The sequence below is a fragment of the Telluribacter sp. genome (genome assembly GCF_035998675.1).
Classification (GTDB): Bacteria; Bacteroidota; Bacteroidia; order Cytophagales; family Spirosomataceae; genus Telluribacter.
In genome coordinates this window covers 1-15,863 of sequence record NZ_DASYHI010000001.1, presented here as the reverse complement: position 1 = coordinate 15,863, position 15,863 = coordinate 1, and the positions used below count along the sequence as shown (strand labels likewise).

The 15,863-nt window shown below is 51.8% G+C and carries 10 protein-coding genes; 7 read left to right on the top strand and 3 right to left on the bottom strand.

Translation table 11 applies throughout. The features are described 5' to 3' along the window. Window positions 1-94: 94 nt before the first annotated feature. The 3 genes from VGN67_RS00050 to bshC form a co-directional block, all read right to left on the bottom strand. Window positions 95-1,105 carry an aspartate-semialdehyde dehydrogenase gene (locus tag VGN67_RS00050; RefSeq protein WP_327484710.1) on the bottom strand — a complete coding sequence of 337 codons (1,011 nt, stop codon included), beginning with the start codon at window positions 1,103-1,105 and terminating at the stop codon, window positions 95-97. A gap of 141 nt (window positions 1,106-1,246) precedes the next feature. Beyond that, on the bottom strand, window positions 1,247-1,837 hold the full coding sequence (locus VGN67_RS00045; RefSeq protein ID WP_327484709.1) for a 5-formyltetrahydrofolate cyclo-ligase: 591 nt from the start codon (window positions 1,835-1,837) through the stop codon (window positions 1,247-1,249). Continuing rightward, entirely contained in the window at window positions 1,838-3,388 is a 1,551-nt protein-coding gene (bshC, locus tag VGN67_RS00040; RefSeq protein WP_327484708.1) for a bacillithiol biosynthesis cysteine-adding enzyme BshC, read from the bottom strand. Between the two features lie 517 nt (window positions 3,389-3,905). On the opposite strand from bshC, the gene VGN67_RS00035 reads away from it, so the two are divergent. The 7 genes from VGN67_RS00035 to VGN67_RS00005 all read left to right on the top strand — a co-directional run. Then, window positions 3,906-4,559 carry a hypothetical protein gene (locus tag VGN67_RS00035; protein WP_327484707.1) on the top strand — a complete coding sequence of 218 codons (654 nt, stop codon included), beginning with the start codon at window positions 3,906-3,908 and terminating at the stop codon, window positions 4,557-4,559. A gap of 29 nt (window positions 4,560-4,588) precedes the next feature. Continuing rightward, on the top strand, window positions 4,589-5,107 hold the full coding sequence (locus tag VGN67_RS00030; RefSeq protein WP_327484706.1) for a phage tail protein: 519 nt from the start codon (window positions 4,589-4,591) through the stop codon (window positions 5,105-5,107). Window positions 5,108-5,134: 27 nt separating this feature from the next. Further along, window positions 5,135-5,638: a phage tail protein gene (locus VGN67_RS00025; protein WP_327484705.1), complete on the top strand. Its 504-nt coding sequence runs from the start codon at window positions 5,135-5,137 to the stop codon at window positions 5,636-5,638. Between the two features lie 64 nt (window positions 5,639-5,702). Next, the gene (locus VGN67_RS00020; RefSeq protein WP_327484704.1) at window positions 5,703-6,227 is read left to right on the top strand and encodes a phage tail protein; all 525 of its coding nucleotides are present in this window, start codon (window positions 5,703-5,705) and stop codon (window positions 6,225-6,227) included. 22 nt (window positions 6,228-6,249) lie between these two features. Next, on the top strand, window positions 6,250-6,756 hold the full coding sequence (locus VGN67_RS00015) for a GNAT family N-acetyltransferase (protein WP_327484703.1): 507 nt from the start codon (window positions 6,250-6,252) through the stop codon (window positions 6,754-6,756). A gap of 16 nt (window positions 6,757-6,772) precedes the next feature. Continuing rightward, entirely contained in the window at window positions 6,773-7,072 is a 300-nt protein-coding gene (locus VGN67_RS00010; protein WP_327484702.1) for a DUF6916 family protein, read from the top strand. Between the two features lie 106 nt (window positions 7,073-7,178). Next, window positions 7,179-15,863, top strand: an 8,685-nt coding sequence (locus VGN67_RS00005) for an Ig-like domain-containing protein (protein ID WP_327484701.1), incomplete at its 3' end; no start/stop codon positions are given.

The window sequence follows — 15,863 nt, the reverse complement described above, 5'->3', positions numbered from 1 at the left end:
AATACCTCCTAAAGTTATTTTATAAAATAAAGAAGCCACCGATCCCGCGGTGGCTTCTTTATTGATTACTGGGTGTCAGATTGATGCGGCAAAGTTACACTTCTTCGGTAACTTCTACTAATTCATTTTTTATTAGGTACTCAGCGATTTGTACGGCGTTGGTAGCGGCTCCTTTGCGCAGGTTGTCAGCCACAATCCACAGGTTCAGGGTTTTGGGCTGCGACTCGTCGCGGCGGATACGGCCCACGAAGGTTTCGTCTTTGCCGTGCGCGGTTAGCGGCATGGGGTATACGAAGTTCTTGGGGTCGTCCTGTACCACTACGCCCTCGGCCTGACTGAGCAGGGTACGTACTTCGTCCAGATCAAATTCTTCTTCAAACTCAATATTGACAGACTCCGAATGTCCGCCAATGGTCGGAATACGAACGGTAGTGGCGGTCACGGCAATGCTGTTGTCGCCCATAATCTTCTTGGTTTCGTTCGTCATCTTCATTTCTTCCTTGGTGTAGCCGTTGTCCAGAAACACGTCAATGTGCGGCAGTACGTTCAGGTCAATGGGGTGTGGGTATACCTTCTCGGTACTATGGTCGCCCCGTCGCTCTGCGAACAGCTGATCTACGGCCGCCTTACCGGTACCCGTTACCGACTGGTACGTAGATACTACTACGCGCTTAATTTTGTATTTCTGGTGCAGAGGCTGCAGCACCACCACCATCTGAATCGTAGAGCAGTTGGGGTTAGCGATGATCTTGTCTTCTCTGGTCAGGGTATTGGCGTTAATTTCAGGTACTACCAGCTTCTTGGTCGGGTCCATGCGCCAGGCCGACGAGTTGTCAACTACGGTAATACCCGCCTCGGCAAAGCGCGGCGCCAGCGACAGCGAAGTACCTCCACCGGCCGAGAATATCGCAATCGCAGGTTTGGCTGCAATGGCGTCCTCAAACCCTACTACCTTGATCTGTTTACCCTTGAACGTGACTTCCTTACCAACTGATCTTTCGGATGCAACGGCCAATAGCTCCGTCACGGGGAAGTTACGCTCTTCGAGCACTTTGAGGATTTCGCCGCCCACCAGACCGGTAGCGCCTACTACTGCGATTTTCATTTTTACTAATGATTTGGGTAAAACATGAACAGATTCACTAAAAATTGCCGCAAAATTACGAAGAATACCAAAGCGAAACGGAGGAGCGTGGAGGAATTTATTGATAATGGCCGCCCAAGTACTTTGAGCAACAGAAACATACTACTCTCTCCCCTGCCAGCGCCAGGTATGGTTGGGCGTCAGGCAGTAATCCAGCCGTATGTCATACCCGTCAATATCATCAATGGCTGGTACGGGTTCAAAAAAAGATAAACCTATTTTAAGCGCGCCGGGGCGGCACTGCGGCAGGAAACGGTCGTAGTAGCCCCCTCCGTAGCCCACGCGGTACCCTTGCCGGTCAAAGGCCAGCAGGGGGACAAGTACAGCGTCAAGTTCTTCGGGTGCTATGGGCTGCGCGGCTTGAGGGTCAGGCTCGGGAATGCCCCAGCGGTTGGTCAGGAGGGGGGTCTGAGGGGTATACAGGTAATGTTCGAGGGTACGGGTACCGGGTACTACCCGGGGTACGACCAGTTGTACCTCGGGAAATTCAGCCCTTACTACTTCCCCAATGAGTCTGGTATCTATTTCATTTCTGACTACATGAGGAAGAAAGATATGAAGGTAGTGCGGCGGCTTCTGAGCCAGCAGCCGACTTAGGCGCTCCGCAATTTTTCCACTTTCCTGCCGCACTTCATCGGGTGTAAGTACCTGTCTTCTTTTCAGAAACTGCGCACGTAGGGAAGCTTTGTCCATTTATCCCTCTACCAGTACGTTGAATTTAAAGTCCAGCGGGTCAAGCGCTTCGAATAGCTCTTTCAGGAAGTTGCGGTTGTTGAGGTAAAAGTTCAGGAAGTTGTCGGAGCGCTCCTGCGGGGTACCGTTGGGAAAGCAGGTATCCAGCAGGTTCTGTAGCTGGTTCAGCTCGGTTTCGTGCTTTCGCTCTTCGGCCTTCCGGATCCGTTTTTCCAGGTGCTCCAGCGATTTGTAAAGTCGGGCGCGCTCGGCCAGTACCGCTCCCTCCATGGTTTGGTCTACAGCTACGGCTTTGGCTACCATCTGTTGAAGTACTTCATCAAAGGCTTCCTTCTCCGACCCCAGCGAGAGCGTATGCTCCGAGTGGCGCTCCACGTACTGCTTACGCAGCGCTATCCGGTTGGTAAATAAGTCCTGGTAGTTTAGCCCCAGCTTTTCCATGCGCTTGCAACTGGCGGTAGTTATGTACAGGGCAAAGTTGCGTGGTAGTAGCATTGGGAAAGAAACCTGATAGTGGTCAAAAACGCCCTTCAGCTGCATCCAGTAAGGTACCTCGGAGGGGCCGCCCACATAGGCCAGGTTCGGCAGGATTATTTCTTCGTACAGGGGGCGCAGTACCACGTTGGGGCTGAACCGCTCCGGGTGGCTTTCGGTTTCCAGTAGTATTTCTTCGCGGCTAAAGCTAAGGTCGGTTTTGAGTACCCGGTAGCTCTCTTCTTCGCACACAATGCGCTCCCGCAACTGGTCTTTGAGGTAAAACAGGTTTATTTCCCGGGCATGAACCGGGGTGTGGTACCCCAGGGCTTCAATCCGGGCCGAGGTGTCGGCAACCAGAGTACCCGAAGCCTGATTGACCAGTTCGTCTTTGATAACCGGCAGAAAGTGTTGCTTCAGACCGGCATCATCCGCATCCAGACAAACTAATCCTTCTTTACCGAACAACGCGTGCATGTAACATCGGACGGCGTCGGTCAGGGTGGGGTGCTCGAGGTACGCTTTCTCAAACAGCGGTACCCGCTCGGGGAGTTGCTTAAGTAAGGTATCCAGTTCTTTGGGATTCAGTCGTCCGACGGCTCCCGGATGTTCGCCCGCCCACGTATACTTCTTACCGAACAGGCGGAAAGAAGCAATCTCCTCAAAGTCATGGTCTTCGGTGGCCATCCAGTACACCGGCACGAAGGTACAGTCGGGGTAAGCTTCCTGTAGCTGCCGCGCCAGCTTAATAGTCGTGATGAGTTTATAGATAACAAACAGCGGCCCCGTAAAAATGCTGAGCTGATGCCCGGTGGTGACGGTAAAGGTATTCTCGTTGAGCAGTACCGAGAAATCCGGGGCGTCCTTTAGATCCTTATACTGCCGCGTAAGTACTTCCACCAGCGTCTGCCGAATCGCCGGGCTGAATTCTTTCTTTCGCTCAAGTACCTCCCTGGCATTGGCAACCGTAGGGAAGCTGCTATAGAATTCGTTGAGTTCAGGTTTTTGCTCAAGGTAGTCCAACAAGAAAGGAGGAAACTGACCCGTTGTGCGCAGGTCGACGGAATGGAGCGTCATGGAACGTTGGTTATGAGCGGACGGCCGGCGAGGTAGAGTTGTATCTGTGTTCATCAAAGTTGACTGATTGTACTAAAAACCAAGCAGCTTTTCGTAAAGTTTCGGGTACTGCCTTTTTCCATAAACTACTCAAAAAATGGGCCTCAATTCCTGATTTAGCAGTACGTATAGGTAGGAATAAATTGTCTGCCTGGTTTAGCTGCATTTAAGAGGCTACAAAAATGGCAAGTTATCTTTTTTACCTGAACTATAGTGTTCTGATTAAGCAGGAATCTTTCAAAAGAATCTTTCAGGATGAGAATAACGGTATACTTATTGCTTGGTACACTGTTGCTGCACAAGGTGTAAATCCGTTGAAGTAATTAATCTGGCCGCCCATATTATTCATAATATTAATCGAAGATCCAGACCATAATGTGGCTAAAAAAGCTAATCTGCTGTTTATCCCCTGGAAAAATATATTACCCTATGGATACAATAATTTTTTATTATATTTGATGGTATAAAGACCCTCGTTGTGAATCGAAGACATTTCCTTTATGCTACGGCTGCCAGCTTAGTTGGCGCGGTAAAAGCTTCGGGTCTACCCCTTTCATTGCTGCCCCTACAGCAGCAGTGGCTTGGAAGCTACCTAACTGCCCTGGGCGCTACTCCAGTTAATCAACTTCTGGTACCGGACCAGGAGCTGAACGCACAGTTACAAACAAGTGCTCAATCACTTTTCACAGTAGGATACAAAGCTTTCGGCTCAACTCTTTACTATACAAGTGAGGACCAGGTAGCTATGTACCCTCTGGCGCTTCACAGCCCCGACACGGGCCTTATTGACCTGACCGTGCTGTTCTTCCGGAAGGATGCCTCTACCAACCACTCCTGGAAATACACCCACACTTTCTCGGGCTTCGAACTGGAAGCCATTTGCCAGGCTATGAGCCATTTGCCGGTGCAGCCGGATAAACAGGAAGCCATTGCTTTGTTTGTGCCCGTTTATGAAGTACCACACCAGCGAAGGCCTTATTGTTTTAAGACTGCTTCGGGCCAATTAGAACTGAAAGTAAAGATAGAAGAAAGCAAAACCAGACTGGATTTTAAATTAGTTAAAGGCAACTCCGATTGGGTGGACACCAGCTTTATATCCAGGCATTTCCTTTGTTGCAGATCACTCGCTTAAATAGTCATAACCTTAAACTACCTGAACCTATGGCCGAACCTTTTCTCTCCGAAATACGCATTATGAGCTTTGTATTTGCACCGAAAGGCTGGGCTCTTACCAACGGACAACTCCTGCCCATAAACCAGAACCAGGCTCTTTTCTCTCTGCTGGGTACTACCTTTGGTGGAGATGGCCGGGTTAACTTTGCACTACCCGACTTCCGCGGCCGTACTCCTATTCACGTTGGTAGCGGACATACCCTGGGCGAAAGAGGAGGCGAACAGGCGCATACAGTCTCCATTGCCGAGCTGCCTACGCATACGCACACCCTTAACGCGGTAGTACCTGCCGATGTAGCTACCAACACCACCAATCCTGCCAATAATTTTTTGGCTACCTCGGCCCCTACTACGCTCTACCAATCGGGGGCTAATGCTCAGCTGGTTGCTACTGCCGCAAGTAATGTTACTAATACCGGAGGCAGCCAGGCGCATCTGAATATGCAGCCTTTTCTAACGCTCTCTTTCTGTATTGCCTTACAGGGAATTTTCCCAAGTCCTAACTGATCTTTTTTACTCAAAAACAACTTAGTAATGGCACAACCTTACGTTGGTGAAATCAGAATGTTTGCGGGTAATTTTGCTCCCGCCGGCTGGATGTTTTGTGAAGGACAACTCTTACCTATTTCTGAGAATGAAACTCTGTTTCAGCTCATAGGCACTACCTATGGCGGCGATGGTGAAAGCACTTTTTCCCTGCCTGACCTGAGAGGTCGGATACCTATTCATCAGGGTAACGGTTTCATACTGGCCGAGACAGGGGGAGCAGAAGAAATAACGCTGACGGTCAATCAAATACCGGCCCATTCACACCCACTACTGGCCAGTGATGGCGCTGCCGACTCGCCAAACCCGGCCAATAACTTCATGGGTAAATCGTCCAATATTGATGTATTTTACGCTGATACCCCTTCTGGTTCTTTTAATCCGCAGAGTGTTCCGCCCGTAGGAGGTAGTCAGCCGCATACCAATTTCCAGCCTTACCTGTGTGTTGATTTTATTATTTCGTTATTCGGAATTTTCCCCTCGCCGACCTGACAAGTCGCCTGTATACCTGCCTTTCAACATTATTTTTGGTACCCCTTTTTAAACCTATCTTGCTATGGCTGATCCATTTGTTGCTGAAATAAGAATGTTTCCTTTCAACTTTTCCCCTAAAGGCTGGGCCTGGTGTAACGGACAACTACTACCTCTTTCCCAGAATACCGCTTTGTTTTCGCTCCTGGGCACTACCTATGGCGGTAACGGGAAGTCTAACTTTGCGCTGCCTGACTTACAGGGCCGTGCTCCTATGCACCCCGGCCAGGGTCCGGGCCTGTCACTGCATGACCTGGGTGAAACCGGAGGCAGCGAAACCGTTACGTTGCTGGAATCCGAAATTCCGGCTCATAGCCATACATTACGTGCAGTAGTGACCGAATTTGCGGATTCAAATTTGCCTACAAATAGTAATTTGGCCCGATCCTCTAATGGCAAGGCTTATAATGTTGGCCCAAGTACCCTAACAGCCATGAACTTTCAGTCGCTGGCACCGGCTGGTGGAGATCAACCCCATAATAACATGATGCCGTACCTAACGGTGTATTTTAATATAGCCCTACAGGGAGTTTTTCCTCCCAGGTCATAGTAAAGGTACTGTACACGCTACCATGGAAATAAAGCTAACCGATGCTACGGTACGGCTTCGCCCGGTTGTCAATGATGATTTAGAAGTACTATGTAGCATTTATGCCAGTACCCGGCAGGAAGAGATGAAAAAAGTGCCGCAGTGGAGCGCCGCCCTGGTTACAGCATTTCTTAAGCAGCAGTTTAACGCCCAGCATGACTACTACCAGAAAAATTACGTGGGAGCTGACTTCTGGGTTATTGAGAAGCAGGGGCAGGTAGTAGGTCGGCTGTATGTACAGGAGAACTTTCAGAACCGGGAGGTACGTATCATTGATATTTCGCTTTTGCCAGACTGGCGCAATCGGGGTATTGGGGCGGCTATACTAAAAGATATAATGAACGAGGCGACCCGGCTACAGCGCCCCCTGACGATCCACGTAGAAAGCTTTAATCCGGCCAAAGGCCTGTACGAGCGGCTGGGATTTAAAAAAGTAAGCGAAACCAACGGGGTATATCACCTCATGGAGTGGTGCCCGACTACCAATTAACAGGGAATTTTAACAGATGGATTTGAATCTTATTACTATTTCTGATTTTAAAGAATTGCTAAATCAAACACTTCCGGTGCGTTTTACACCGGAAGTGACCTTGCCCGCCGAAGTAACCGAACTAACCGAACTGGGAGGTTATTCGCCCATTGAACGTACTCCCTTTTCGGTAGTAATACGAACCACACAAAAAAATGAATACTATAAACAAAGTACCTACATAATAGAACATCCTACACTGGGTGATCTGCCTGTTTTTTTAGTACCGCTGGGATTTGATGAAAAAGGGATGAAGTATGAAGCGGTTTTTTCTTGAAAACTGACTATTAAAACGAGTACACACCTATTAAGTAGTACCTATATTTTGTGCTATTGATGGCGCACCACACTTTTATCTTGACATCCCCCCTTATCCCTAAGGTATGAAAAACATCTACTCCCTGATCATTGGTGCCACCCTGCTGGCTCTATGGCTTCCCTTTAGCTTTAATAGCAACGACTTCACTTTCTACGAAGTATTTCGTATAGAAGAAACAAAACCTGGCCAGTCTGAAAAACCGGACAAAAAGGCCCGGGTACTACTCTCCAAATCTCCCCTACGGGTAAAACGCCAGGGAGTAGCGGCTCTGCTGGCCCCTGCCCTTACGGCCACCAAAACCTACGCGCTTACCAATGACACCGGCCTGACGGGAGCCTCCGCTGGCGACGAGCTGGAGTATACCATCGTCATTACAAACTCGGGCGACACCGACGCTACCGGCGTATCGTTCACCGACCAGATAGATGCCAATACTACGCTGGTAGATGGCTCGCTGAAAGTATCACCTGTTGCGCAAAACGATACCTACCAGACCATCGGGAACGTAGGCCTTACTATCCCCGCCGAAAGTGGCGTACTGGCCAACGATATTAATCCGGGTAGTGGTACGTTGGTTATTACCTCTACTTCCCCCATTACTACTTCTCAGAATGGAACCGTTACCCTGAATACGACTACGGGTGCTTTTACCTATGAGCCCGCGCCCGGCTATACCGGAGGCAACGACACCTTTACCTACACTTTAAGCAACGGCTCCGACCTGACCACCACAGCTACGGTTACCATCAGCGTAACCGGAGAAATCTGGTTTGTGAATAATGCCGCCAGCAGCAGTGGAACGGGTACCTTATCCAACCCTTTCAGGCAGATGTCGGACTTCAATGCTGCCAATACAGGTGCCTCCGGCAAGCCCGGCGATAATGACTTTGTTTTTATTTATACAGGTAGCGGCGATTATACCGGAGCCGCCACTCTGAGAGCCGGACAAAAACTAATCGGGCAGGGAGCCACTACCACCCTATTGGCTATTACCGGCTATACCGCCCCCTCTGGTACTAACCAGCTTCCGGCCACGAACGGTACTAATCCGGTACTTACTACTACGGTTGCCAACACCAATGCCCTTAACTTAGGAGCGGGTAATACCCTGCGGGGCCTTACCCTTGGTAATACTACAGGAAGTAAGATTGCCGGTACTAACTTTGGTACCCTTACGGTTAGTGAAGTACTGCTCACTGGAAATGGCCAGGCACTTAACCTAAGCACAGGTACCCTGGCCGCTACGTTTACCAGCATAGCCTCCGCCAATAGTTCAGCTGCCGGTATCAACCTTAGCAGTATAACGGGTAACCTTACCAGCAGCGGAGGTACTATCATTACCAACCCTGCCACACAGGGTATCAATGTGAACACTGCTTCTTCAGGTACCCTCAACTTTGGTACTACTTCCATTACCGGCACCGGCGGTACCGGCTTATCCAGCACCGGTTTTGCCAATACGCTGCAGTTCTCCGCACTGAACATCGACGCCGCTACTGGCCAGAGAGCTATTGATATCACCGGTGCAACGGGTACCTTGACTACCACCAGCGGCACCATTAGTGATAATATTAGCATTGTCGGCACCGGCGGCGGAGTAACATTAAACACGAACTTTACCAGTATATCTTCTACTAACAGTACCACTACGGGCATCAGCCTGAGTAATGTTGCAGGTAACCTGACCTCCGGTACCACTACCATTACCAATCCCACTACGCAGGGTATCAATGTGAGCGGTACCGCCAGTACAGGTACTTTTAACTTTGGTACTTCTTCCATTACCGGTTCCGGCAGTACCGGACTGGCCAGTACCGGCTTTGCCAACACACTACAATTTGGTTCGCTGACTATTACTCCTGACGCCAATCAGAAAGGTATCGACATAACCGGGGCTACCGGTACTTTAACCATCGCCAACACCCCCTCCAGTTCCGTCACTACAACGGGTAATACTGTAGTGAGTATCGCAGGCAGCAGTGCTGCCAACAGAGTAACTCTGAATGGTACCTTCACCAGTATTTCTTCCACCAATAGTACCGATACGGGCATCAGCCTGAGCAACGTTGCGGGTAGCCTGACCTCCGGTACCACTACCATCAACAATCCCACTACGCAGGGTATCAATGTGAGCGGTACCGCCAGTACAGGTACTTTTAACTTTGGTACTACCTCCATTACCGGTTCCGGCGGTACCGGTCTGGCTAGTACCGGCTTTGCCAATACGCTGGACTTCAGCTCACTGACTGTTACGCCCGACGCGGGCCAGAAAGGTATTGACATTACCGGAGCCACCGGTACGCTGAACATCACCGCAAGCCCTGATATTACTACTAGCAACAACACCGCCGTAAGTATTGCCGGGGTTAGTTCTGTGAGTAAAGTGACATTGGGAGTAACCCTTACCAAAGTAGTGGCAAATGGTTCAGCTAAGGGTATTTCATTAACAAACACCGCCGGTACCTTTCAGGTAACGGGCTCGGGTAGTACGGATGGCTCCGGAGGTACTATTCAGAATACGACTGCGCGCGGAGCGGAGTTTATCAATGCCGCAGGTATTACGCTCAAAAACATGAACTTCCTCAGTGCCAATACTACTGATGGCTGCTCATCGGCCCCGGCAGGTATTTCTTTCTCGGGTTGTAACGGCTCTATCTATCTGGAAAGCGTTTCGAATGTCATTATTGATAATATTAATATTAACAGTACTAATGGAAGCGACGCCAACGGCACCAACAGCCAGCGGGGTATTACAGGTACAGGCATTTCGGGGCTGACTATTAGCAACACCGTAGTAAAAAACACCGGTAACGCTACGGAAGAAGGACCTATTTTCCTTCAGAACCTGAGTGGTACCGTCAACCTAACCTCCTTAAATCTTACAGGAAACGCCGGTGTAGATGACCTGTTCCGGATTGAGAATACCTCTACCACCTCAACCATTACCATCGACGGAAGTACCTTCTCCAATACCCAGACCAGCGTAAATGGCTCGTATGGACTGATAGTCAGCAATTTTGGTACTGGCACCACTACCGTAAATGTAAAAAACAGTGCTTTCAATCAGATAAGAACTCAGGGCGTAAAAGGGATAGCGGAGGGTACCGGTACGCTCAATTACAATATTACTGGCTGTACATTTGACCCGCAGGCGGGTATAGGCTCGGCCATTGACCTGGTGTCGAACCAATCGGGTACGCTGAATTTTAATATTTTGAATAACCCCACGGCTAAAGCCCGGGGTACTTCTGTAATTAACATAGTATCGCAGGGCTCGTCCAATGCCCAGGGAAGAATAAACAATAATACCATCACCCACGTAGGTGGCTTTGAGGATTCAGGAAATGGTGTGCGGGTACACGCTGAGGAAAACTCCAGCCTGAAAGTACAAATAAACGGGAATACGATCACGGGAGTCCCCTCGGAAGCCGGTATTCTGGCCCGCTCCCGTAATGGATCCGGTCGGCTTGATGTCATCATCACAAATAATAACATAACCCTGCCAAACCCTACCAATGAAATTGGTCACAATATTCAGGTAGAAGCAGGTACTTCAAATAGTACTTTTTCGAATCCGACCTGCGCCTATGTTGCCAATAATACAAACGGCGGAAGGAGTCAGTTCGGGTTTGATTTCAGAGTAAGGGTTGTCACTACCGGTTCACACATTATTTATCTACAGGGTACTGGTACAAGTGCGACGGATATCTGGAATAATAACAATAACTCGCCTAAAACCACAACTACGGGTACTGTTTCTCAATCCGGTACCTGGGGTACTACCATACAATCAGGTACCTGCAACGCACCTTCTAACCCGAGCGTAGCCCGCATGATGGCCGATACCGAAGCGGCTGAACTGGAAGAAAGTACGGCTAAAGCAAACCTGGCCGTTATACCCGGCGCTCCGGATACGACCCAAGCCACTACTGAGCGTGTTGTTGCGGTCACAAACTCACAGCTTGATTCCACTGCTCTGCCCACTAAACAGGACGAACCCGTAGTTCAGCAAGTACCAGTCGTTAAAGAAAGTACTCCGCTTATAGCTACCACCCAGCCCACCGCTCGGGAAGCTGCTACTCTAGCGGGTGAGACTGTAACCGTAAATGGCTCCGGAAGCGGCTTTACACTGCCGGCAGGCAAGAGCGTTACTATCAAATTTAAAGTCACGATCAACAGTTCTATTCCAGCTGGTACCTGCACGGTATCCAACCAGGGTACAGTGTCTGGCTCCAATTTCATTCCTGCCACTTTGCTCACCGATGATCCGGGAGTAGGAGGCTCTTCTGACCCTACCGTTACGCCTATTATATCCGCTCCGGTTATTACGGCCGCGCAAAACAACATCATCACTGATCCGGATAATGGAGTATGTACGGCTACCGAATCCTTTGCTGTAACCGTGGTCGGCTGTCCTTCCCCTACCATTACTTATAAAATCGGGAATGATGTCATTACTTCACCACACACTTTCCCCAGTGGTACTACTACGGTAAGTGTAACAGTATCGAACGGGAATGCACCGGATGCCACCTCCTCCTTTACCGTTACGGTCAACCCACAGGCAGCCCCAGCCATTACCGCACAGCCTGACAACAAAGCTGTATGCGTAGGAGCAGAGGCGACCTTCTCGGTCACGGCCTCCGGTACAGGTTTGTTTTACAAATGGCAGAAAAAAACAGGTAACGGAGAGTTTACAGATATTCCGACTGGTAGCAACGCCAGTGCCGCCACGGCTACCCTTACACTACCAGCCGTAGCGCTTATCGAGAGTGGTACCCAGTACCGATGCGTAGTATCGAATACGTGTGGTGGATCAACTACTTCCGATCCCGCCACCCTGACCGTTAATCCATTACCTACGGCTACCATTGGTGGTACCACCACCGTCTGTCAGGGAGCTACCAGCCCGGTCATTACCTTCACCGGCGCGAGCGGTACGGCTCCCTATACCTTTACCTATAGAATAAATGACGGCTCTGACCAGACGGTAACTACCACCTCCGGCAGTTCAGTAACCGTAGCTCAGCTTACCACTTCAGCCAATACTTTTGAGTATACCCTGGTCAGTGTGAAAGACGCTTCCGCTACCGAGTGCAGCCAATCCCAAACGGGTACGGCTACTGTTACCGTTAATCCATTACCTACGGCTACTATTGGTGGTACCACCACCGTCTGTCAAGGAGCTACCAGCCCGGTCATTACCTTCACCGGCGCAAGCGGTACGGCTCCCTATACCTTTACCTATAGAATAAATGACGGCTCTGACCAGACGGTAACTACCACCTCCGGCAGTTCGGTAACCGTTGCTCAGGCTACTGGTACTGCCGGTTCCTTTACCTACACCCTGGTGAGTGTAAAAGATGCTTCCGCTACCGAGTGCAGCCAGTCTCAAACGGGTACGGCTACTGTTACCATAACTGCGCCTACTCAGGGGGGAAGCATAGCGGCTAGCACCACGGTTTGTTCTGGTACCAACTCTACCACCCTGACCCTGTCCGGCCACTCCGGCAACATTGTTAAGTGGCAAAGCTCGACCGACGGCACCACCTGGACCGATATTGCCAACACTACCACCAGCTACACCGCTATTAACCTCACGCAGACTACTCAGTACCGCGCTGTGGTTCAGAGCGGTAGCTGTACTGCTATTAACTCCGCTACCGCCACCGTCACCGTCAGCCCTGCCTCGATAGGGGGAGCCATAGCCGGTAGCGCTACGGTTTGTACCGGCACCAACTCCACCACCCTGACGCTCTCAGGCCACACTGGCAATATCGTCAAGTGGCAGAGTTCGACCGACGGCACCACCTGGATTGATATCGCTAACACTACTATCAGCTACACCGCTACTAACCTGACGCAGACTACCCAGTACCGCGCCCTGGTACAGAATGGTAGCTGTACTGCTGTTAACTCCGCTACCGCCACTGTCACCGTCAGCCCCGCCTCGGTAGGGGGAACCATAGCCGGTAGTACCACCGTTTGTACCGGTACTAATTCTACCACCCTGACGCTCTCGGGCCATACCGGCAGCATCACCAAGTGGCAGAGTTCAACCGACGGCACCACCTGGACCGATATTGCCAATACCACTACTTCGCAGGCAGCCACCAACCTCACGCAAAGCACTCAGTACCGCGCCCTGGTGCAGAGCGGCAGCTGTTCGGCGGTTAACTCCGCTACCGCTACCGTTACCGTTAGTCCTGCTTCCGTTGGCGGCAGCATAGCGGGTAGCGCTACGGTTTGTACGGGCACCAACTCCACCACCCTAACCCTGTCCGGTCACACCGGCAGCATCGTTAAGTGGCAGAGTTCAACCGACGGCACCACCTGGACCGATATTGCCAATACCACTACTTCGCAGGCAGCCACCAACCTCACGCAAAGCACTCAGTACCGCGCCCTAGTGCAGAGCGGCAGCTGTTCGGCGGTTAACTCCGCTACCGCTACCGTTACCGTCAGCCCCGCCTCGGTAGGCGGCAGTGTTGCCGGTAGTACTACCGTTTGTACGGGCAGCAACTCCACCACCCTGACCCTGTCGGGCCACACCGGCAACATCGTCAAGTGGCAAAGCTCGACCGACGGCACCACCTGGACCGATATTGCCAACACTACCACCAGCTACACCGCTACCAACCAAACGCAGACTACCCAGTACCGCGCCCTGGTTCAGAGCGGCAGCTGCTCAGTAGCTACTTCCTCGGTAGCAACAGTGACCATAAGTCCTGCTTCTGTTGGGGGAGCCATAGCGGGTAGTACCACCGTTTGTACCGGTACTAATTCTACCACCCTGACGCTCTCGGGCCATACCGGCAGCATCACCAAGTGGCAGAGCTCGACCAATAACGGAACTACCTGGACCGATATTGCTAACACCACTACCAGCTACACCGCTACTAACCTCACGCAAAGCACTCAGTACCGCGCTGTGGTGCAGAGCGGCAGCTGTTCGGCGGTTAACTCCGCTACCGCTACTGTCACCGTCAGCCCTGCTTCTGTTGGGGGAGCCATAGCGGGTAGTACCACCGTTTGTACCGGTACTAATTCTACCACCCTGACGCTCTCGGGCCATACCGGCAGCATCACCAAGTGGCAGAGCTCGACCAATAACGGCACTACCTGGACCGATATTGCCAACACTACCACCAGCCTGGAAACAACCAACCTGACCCAGACCACCCAGTACCGCGCTGTGGTGAAAATCGGCAGCTGCCCAGAGGCTACCTCTTCGGTCGCGACGGTAACAGTAAGCCCTGCTTCTGTTGGGGGAGCCCTGGCCGGTAGCGCTACGGTTTGTACCGGCAGCAACTCTACCACCCTGACCCTGTCGGGTCACACCGGAAGTATCGTCAAGTGGCAGAGTTCAACCGACGGCACCACCTGGACTGATATTGCCAATACCACTACTTCGCAGGCAGCCACCAACCTAACGCAAAGCACTCAGTACCGCGCTGTGGTGCAGAGCGGCAGCTGTTCGGCGGTTAACTCCGCTACCGCGACCGTTACCGTTAGTCCTGCTTCCGTTGGGGGAGTCCTGGCCGGTAGCGCCACCGTATGTACCGGCAGCAACTCTACCACCCTGACGCTCTCGGGCCACACCGGCAGCATCACCAAGTGGCAAAGCTCGACCGATGGCGGCACTACCTGGACCGATATTGCCAACACTACCACCAGCTACACCGCTACTAACCTGACGCAGACCACCCAGTACCGCGCCCTGGTTCAGAGCGGCAGCTGTTCGGCGGTTAATTCCGCTACTGCTACTGTCACGGTTAGTCCCGCTTCGGTAGGCGGCAGCATAGCGGGTAGTACTACGGTTTGTACCGGTACCAACTCCACCACCCTGACCCTGTCGGGCCATACCGGCAGCATTGTTAAGTGGCAGAGCTCAACCGACGGCACCACCTGGACTGACCTTGCCAACACTACTACTTCGCAGACATCCACCAACCTTACCCAGACAACTCAGTACCGCGCTGTGGTACAGAGTGGCAGCTGCGGCCCGGTCAACTCAACAGTAGCTACCGTAACCGTCAGCCCTGCCTCGGTAGGAGGTACCGCCACGGCTACGGCCTCGACGGTCTGTACCGGCACGGGTACCACCATCAGCCTGTCAGCTCATACCGGAAGTATCACCAAGTGGCAGAGCAGCACCGATGGGGGTACTACCTGGACCGATATTGCCAACACTACCACCAGCTACACCGCTACCAACCTAACGCAGACTACCCAGTACCGCGCCCTGGTTCAGAGCGGCAGCTGTTCGGCAACTACCTCTTCGGTAGCAACGGTGACCATAAGTCCTGCTTCTGTTGGGGGAGCCATAGCCGGTAGTACCACCGTTTGTACCGGTACTAATTCTACTACTCTGACGCTCTCGGGCCACACCGGCAGCATCACCAAGTGGCAGAGCTCGACCGATGGCGGCACTACCTGGACTGACCTTGCTAATACCACCACCAGCTATACCGCCACTAACCTTACCCAGACTACCCAGTACCGCGCTGTCATCACCAGCGGCAGCTGCCCGGAGGCTAACTCTTCGGTAGCTACTGTAACGGTACTTTCGCCCCAGGCACCCCTTGCCAGCGGCACGACGGTGGTTTTCGGCGGCTCGGCCACGCTGACTGCCACGGGCTGTACGGGAGAAGGCTTTGTTTTGAAATGGTACCAGGCCTCGGACGATGCCTTAGTGACCATGCCCGTCTCACCGACAATGACTACCTCCTACTACGCCCGCTGCGAG